Annotated in this window: 1 protein-coding gene and 5 pseudogenes; 5 read left to right on the plus strand and 1 reads right to left on the minus strand. The window is 59.7% G+C overall.

Features of this window, described 5'->3' with window-relative positions; translation table 11 throughout:
* Positions 1 to 197: 197 nt before the first annotated feature.
* Entirely contained in the window at positions 198 to 869 is a 672-nt protein-coding gene (locus tag NKI59_RS34500) for a GntR family transcriptional regulator (RefSeq protein WP_352708998.1), read from the plus strand.
* A 114-nt stretch (positions 870 to 983) separates the two neighbouring features.
* Here the strand turns inward: NKI59_RS34500 and NKI59_RS34505 are convergent.
* Positions 984 to 1378: pseudogene (locus tag NKI59_RS34505) on the minus strand (IS30 family transposase); the annotation flags it as partial.
* Here NKI59_RS34505 and NKI59_RS34510 point away from each other — a divergent pair.
* The 4 pseudogenes from NKI59_RS34510 (at position 1341) to NKI59_RS34525 (ending at position 4642) form a co-directional block, all read left to right on the plus strand.
* A pseudogene (locus NKI59_RS34510) lies at positions 1341 to 2591 on the plus strand (FAD-binding protein). The pseudogenes NKI59_RS34505 and NKI59_RS34510 overlap by 38 nt on opposite strands.
* Positions 2588 to 2706 (plus strand): annotated as a pseudogene (locus tag NKI59_RS34515) (carboxylating nicotinate-nucleotide diphosphorylase); the annotation flags it as partial. The pseudogenes NKI59_RS34510 and NKI59_RS34515, both read left to right, overlap by 4 nt.
* Positions 2707 to 2813: 107 nt before the next feature.
* A pseudogene (locus NKI59_RS34520) lies at positions 2814 to 3579 on the plus strand (aldehyde dehydrogenase family protein).
* A gap of 163 nt (positions 3580 to 3742) precedes the next feature.
* Positions 3743 to 4642: pseudogene (locus tag NKI59_RS34525) on the plus strand (alanine dehydrogenase).
* The last annotated feature ends 750 nt before the right edge of the window (positions 4643 to 5392 follow it).

Genomic DNA, 5392 nt, shown 5'->3' on the forward strand with positions numbered 1-5392 from the left:
GGGAGGGGATGGTATTCCACCTGCTCACATGGATTACGGATGACGCGGGCAACGATAATTTCTTGTCGGATTGTGCGCTGGTTGAGAAGTCCGGCGGTGTTTTCGTGACGAATTCCCCAAGAGATCTCGCTGAGGTTTAGTAGCTTCGCCAAGGTTATCTCTGGAAGCCGCTTAGAGAATAGGGTTTTGCGAAGGCGATGAAGGTTATCGAAGCTGAACAATCTTTCAATACGGCATCGGGGATTTATGAGATTCTACGGAATCGTATTGCTCTACTAGAGTATTCACCGGGAACAAAGTTGTCGGAGAACACCCTCGCTGCTGAGTTCGGGATCAGTCGGACACCCCTTCGCAAAGTGCTTCAGCGCCTGGAATTCGAACACCTTCTGGTGCGATCTCAGGGTTCCTATACTACCGTAACGGATGTCGATTCAAAAACTCTCAGCCAGATATATGAAGTAAGAATGGTTCTGGCTGAGAATCTTTACAGATTTATAGAATTGCCGATTCCTGGGGTAACCATTCAATCACTGCAAAGATTGGCCGATGATGCTAAGCAGCTTCAGTCAAATCATGACGTTTATTTGCTAGGCAGGATACATCGAGAAATTGAAGAAGCGCTCGCAGGCACTATCTCAAATATTAGGGCACGCGAGATAACTGAGCAGCTGTACTTCGAGATTGGTAGAATTTGGCTTAGCTGCGTGCCTAAATTAGACTGGGATCAAGAGGTGGAACTTCTTTCGTCCGAACTGCGAGAACTGATTGCTGTACTCCAGCGCGGCGACCTACGCGGCTTCGGCTTCCGCAGACGAAACCAGGCTGCGATGGCATTTGATCGCATTTACAAAGTCATTTCCGCGCAATGAATCGCGGAGTGAAAAAGTCAAAAGCCGCACCGCGAGCGGGTGACCCAGCCAATGGTGGTCTGCTGTGAGTTCTCGCTGAAGTGCGACCTGGCAATGCGGCAGGTTAACGCGTCCCCGATTGGCCGACAGTATCTTCTGACGGAAGACTTCGGCCGGTGTTCTGAAGCCGAGGCATTTGCGGGGCGTCGAGTTGAGATGGGCGCACACTGGTGCAGGTCGCGATGCTCGATCGACAATGGATCGGTGTCTCGCGGAAGCCATTTGCGAGCGCAGCGCTTGGTGTTTTACACCGTGCCTTTGTGCCACGGCGCCTGCAGATCGCAGAACCATGTCTGCACGCCGAGACCGGCCTGAAGGTACGGCCAGTCTGTGAACTCCGTGCCGCGGTCGAAGGTGATCGACGGGCGGAGTGGGGAAGGGGACCAAGCACGTCAATCAAGCCGTCCATGATCGCGCCGCGACTGCCGGTCGTTGTTACGCAGGAAGACCGTGAAGCGGCTCACCCGTTCGCCTGAGCCAGTGCTTCTTTTTGTCCAGGACACGGCTCGGATTGAGGCATCGAGTGTGTGGGCACAGGGCGGACTGGCTGCCAGCCTTGGCGTTGACGACGATCCGGTACTGCACCTCGCCGACACGCTCGCTGCCGGCGATGGGCTGTACGACGCGGAAATCGTTAGCGCATCCTCCATGCCGCTCCGAACGCGATTGGGACCCTGGCAAACCTTGGGGCCCGCTTCGATTGAACGCCTGAAGGAGCACTGCTGCTGGGATTGGAGGCCGCGCACAGCCGCCAGCGCATCGTTCGTGCCGGCGGCGGGGCTGGCGCTTGCGGCGCGCGCGGTGCGGTCCTTGCCGACCTGGAATTCATCCAGTTTCATCCGACGGCGCTCGACGGGCCGGATCGCCCGATGCCGCTGATCAGCGAAGCGGTTCGCGGCGAAGGCGCGACGATTGTCGACGAAACAGGCCAGCGCTTCCTTGAAGACTTGCATGACGCTGAACTCGCGCCGCGCGACGTGGTGGCGCGCACGATCTGGACGCATCTTTCGAACGGCCACCGTGTCTTCCTCGACGGACGACAAAAGCCCGGCCCGACATTCGCGCGGCAGTTTCCGACAATCGCAGCAACCTGCCGCAGCGCCGGCATCGACCCGACGCGAGCTCATTCCCATACGGCCGGCCCAGCACTATCACATGGGCGGCGTCGCGGTGGATCAGGACGCACGTAGCTCCGTTGCCGGATTTTGGGCCTGCGGCGAAGTCGCCTCGACCGGACTGCACGGTGCCAAAAGGCTTGCCAGCAACTCGCTGACCGAGGCGATCGTATGCGCGCGCTGGGTCGCCGAAAGCGTGGCAGGATCTCCCATCGGTGTCAGCACACGATCGACGGCGCGGGAAATTCCGGCGCCCGATCCACTTCCCTTGCGCCCTCTCCTCTCACGCAGCCTTGGCGTGAAACGAAATGGCGAGAGCTTGCGCGAGGCCGTGAGCGCATTGCTTCCGCTGGCCAAACGCCACGATGCGGCGTCCGATCCCGCGGCAGTTGGACTGATGATCGCAATTGCCGCCTTGCTGCGCCAAGAAAGCCGCGGCGCTCATTACCGCACTGAATTTCCCGATCGTGCGATCGTCGCCCGCCGCTCCAGGCTCACGCTCAATGAAGCCTTGACGACGGCCGGGGAACTCGCATGTTCGTCAACGCTTGAAGAGTTTGGGCAATGAACCTCTCGCCGCTTCCCACAATCCTGCTTGAGCCTTTGGTGCGGGCAGCACTTCTGGAGGATCTCGGCCGGGGGGTGATCTGACGACCGACGCGATCGTGCCGAAGAACCATCGCCACCCGCTATTGCATGGGCGCTGCCTGGCGAAACCCAAAAGGCCATCTACGCATCGGAAGGCGATGCGGTTGGGCGTGAACTTTGCTCGAACTCGAAGGTTCGCAAGATCAGCTTCACTGGGTCGACCGGGGTCGGGCGGCTGCTCATGAGGCAGTGTTCGGACCAGATCAAAAGAACCAGCTTCGAACTTGGTGGTAACGCTCCTTTCATCGTTTTTGATGATGCAGATGGCGATGCTGCCGTCGATGGTGCGGTACAGGCGAAGTTTCGCAATGCCGGCCAGACCTGCGTTTCAGCCAATCGGCTTTACGTGCAGTCCAGCGTCTATGATGAATTCGCCAAAATTCACGAAGCGTGTCGGTGCATTGCGTGTCGGTGACGGTTTCGAGCCCGATGTCGCGATCGGCCCGCTGATCGATACATGCGCCCTTGCAAAGATTGAAGACCATGTTTGGCGATGCCGTGCGCAAGGGTGGGAAGATCCGTTGCGGTGGCAGCCGTGTCGGCAATCGGGAACATTCTTCGAGCCGACGGTGATCACAGGGGTCGAAAGGACAATGCGGGTCGCACAGGAAGAGACCTTCGGGCCGTTGGCTCCTCTCATCCGCTTCAATGATCCCGACCAGGTGGTGCGCGAGGCCAATGACACCATCTACGGTCTTGCAGCCTACTTCTACGCCTCCAATCTCAAGCGTGTCTGGCGCGTTGTCGTAGCGCTCGAATGTGGCATGGTCGGCATCAATACGGGACGCATGTCCTCCGAGGCCGCGCCCTTTGGCGGAATGAAGCAATCAGGGATTGGCCGGGAGGGGTCGCGTCACGGCCTCGAGGATTATCTCGAAATGAAGTACCTCTGCATGGGAGGCCTTTAGCACCGTAGCATACCCGGGCCTACGACTGCTCCGTTGGCCGCCGACGTGTTTGCCAAGTCCGACACGCCCCTTAGCGCAAGCGTATTCGCAAAGGCGGACCGATTCGTGGTTCACTCCGCCAATACAGGGAACGAGCCCCAAGGGCCGGATCAGGAGAAGAAAAATGCGCGTCGGCTGCCCCAAGGAAATCAAAAATCACGAATACCGCGTCGGGCTGACGCCGGGCTCGGTCCGCGAATATGTCGCTCATGGCCATGAAGTGTTGGTCGAGACCGGCGCCGGCATCGGCGCCGACGACAACGCCTACCGCGCTGCCGGCGCCACGATTGCCAAGACCGCCGATGTCGGAAGTCGCCGGCCGCCTGTCGATCCAGGCCGGCGCGACTGCGCTGCAGAAGGCCAATGGCGGTCGCGGCGTGCTGCTCGGCGGCGTGCCCGGCGTGCTGCCCGGCAAGGTCACTGTGCTCGGCGGCGGCGTCGTCGGCCTGCACGCGGCACGGATGGCGGCCGGTCTTGGCGCCGACGTCACCATCATCGATCGCTCGATCCCGCGTCTGCGCCAGCTCGACGACCTCTTCGCGGGCCGTGTGCACACACGCTACTCGACCATCGAGGCTCTCGAGGAAGAATGCTTCTCGGCCGACATCGTCGTCGGCGCCGTGCTGATTCCCCGGTGCCGCCGCGCCGAAGCTCGTCACCCGCGAAATGCTGTCCGGCATGAAGAAGGGCTCGGTGCTGGTCGACGTCGCCATCGATCAGGGCGGTTGCTTCGAGACCTCGCATGCGACGACTCACGCCGAGCCCACCTATGAGGTCGACGGCGTTATCCCCTATTGCGTCGCCAACATGTCGGGTGCTGTGCCGGTTACCTCTGCCCCATGCCCTCAACAATGCCACGCTGCACTACGGCCTGCAGCTCGCCGACAAGGGCCTGAAGGCGCTGATCGACGACCATCATTTGCGCAATGGTCTAAATGTCCATAAGGGCAAGATCACCAACCGCGCGGTCGCCGAGGCACTCGGTTATGAACTGGTTGAGCCGAAAGCCGTTCTCGCCGCCTGATTCCAGTTGCAACCGTTTCCTCCCGTCTCGCCCGCCGGTTCGTTCCGGCGGGCTTTTTTTGCCGACGATTGGCCAGAGTCGTCCTCCCCTCCCCGTTCCCTCAATGTCCGCGGTGAAGCTCGTCGGCGCGGCTCGCTGATAGACAATGAAGCTGAACGCCTGTCGGAGCGGCAGACCTGCTCCGTCCTCAGTCGCAAGATGATCCGCTACCAGTCCCGTTGTTAAACACCGTCACCATTCCTGAGAAAACGTCGGGCAACCAACACTTACTGTCGTGTCTGTCGAATCCGCGACACTTTGTTTTCGGCCTGGGTGCCTGCTGCGCTCCGGGTCAAGTCATTGTGCAAAACTCAGAAAATATTCCTAAGGCTCCCTCGGCGCAATTGGCATGACTTTTGAGGAGTCCTCTTCGTGAAACACGACACGCACTAGTGTTCGCCTGGGAGGATTCGGATGGTCACGTATAGCCAGAGCTTCTCGGTGCCACTCACCGTCCAGTTGCCGCGAATGACGTTCAGAAGACCGGCGGAGATTGATGCCGATGTATGGGAACTAATCGCGAAGTGTCCGCAACTAGACCGCAACTTGCTGTATTACGAGCTGCTGCTTGCAGTGATTTCGCCGCCACCTGCGTGCTTGCTGAGGGAGATGGTGAGGTGGTTGGCTGGTTGTCGGCCTACCCGCGGCCGAGCGACCGCTCCACGGTCTGCATTTGGAATTGCTGTGCAACCTAAGCTACGCAACATGCGC

The sequence above is a fragment of the Mesorhizobium sp. M0598 genome (assembly GCF_040320865.1).
Lineage (GTDB): Bacteria > Pseudomonadota > Alphaproteobacteria > Rhizobiales > Rhizobiaceae > Mesorhizobium.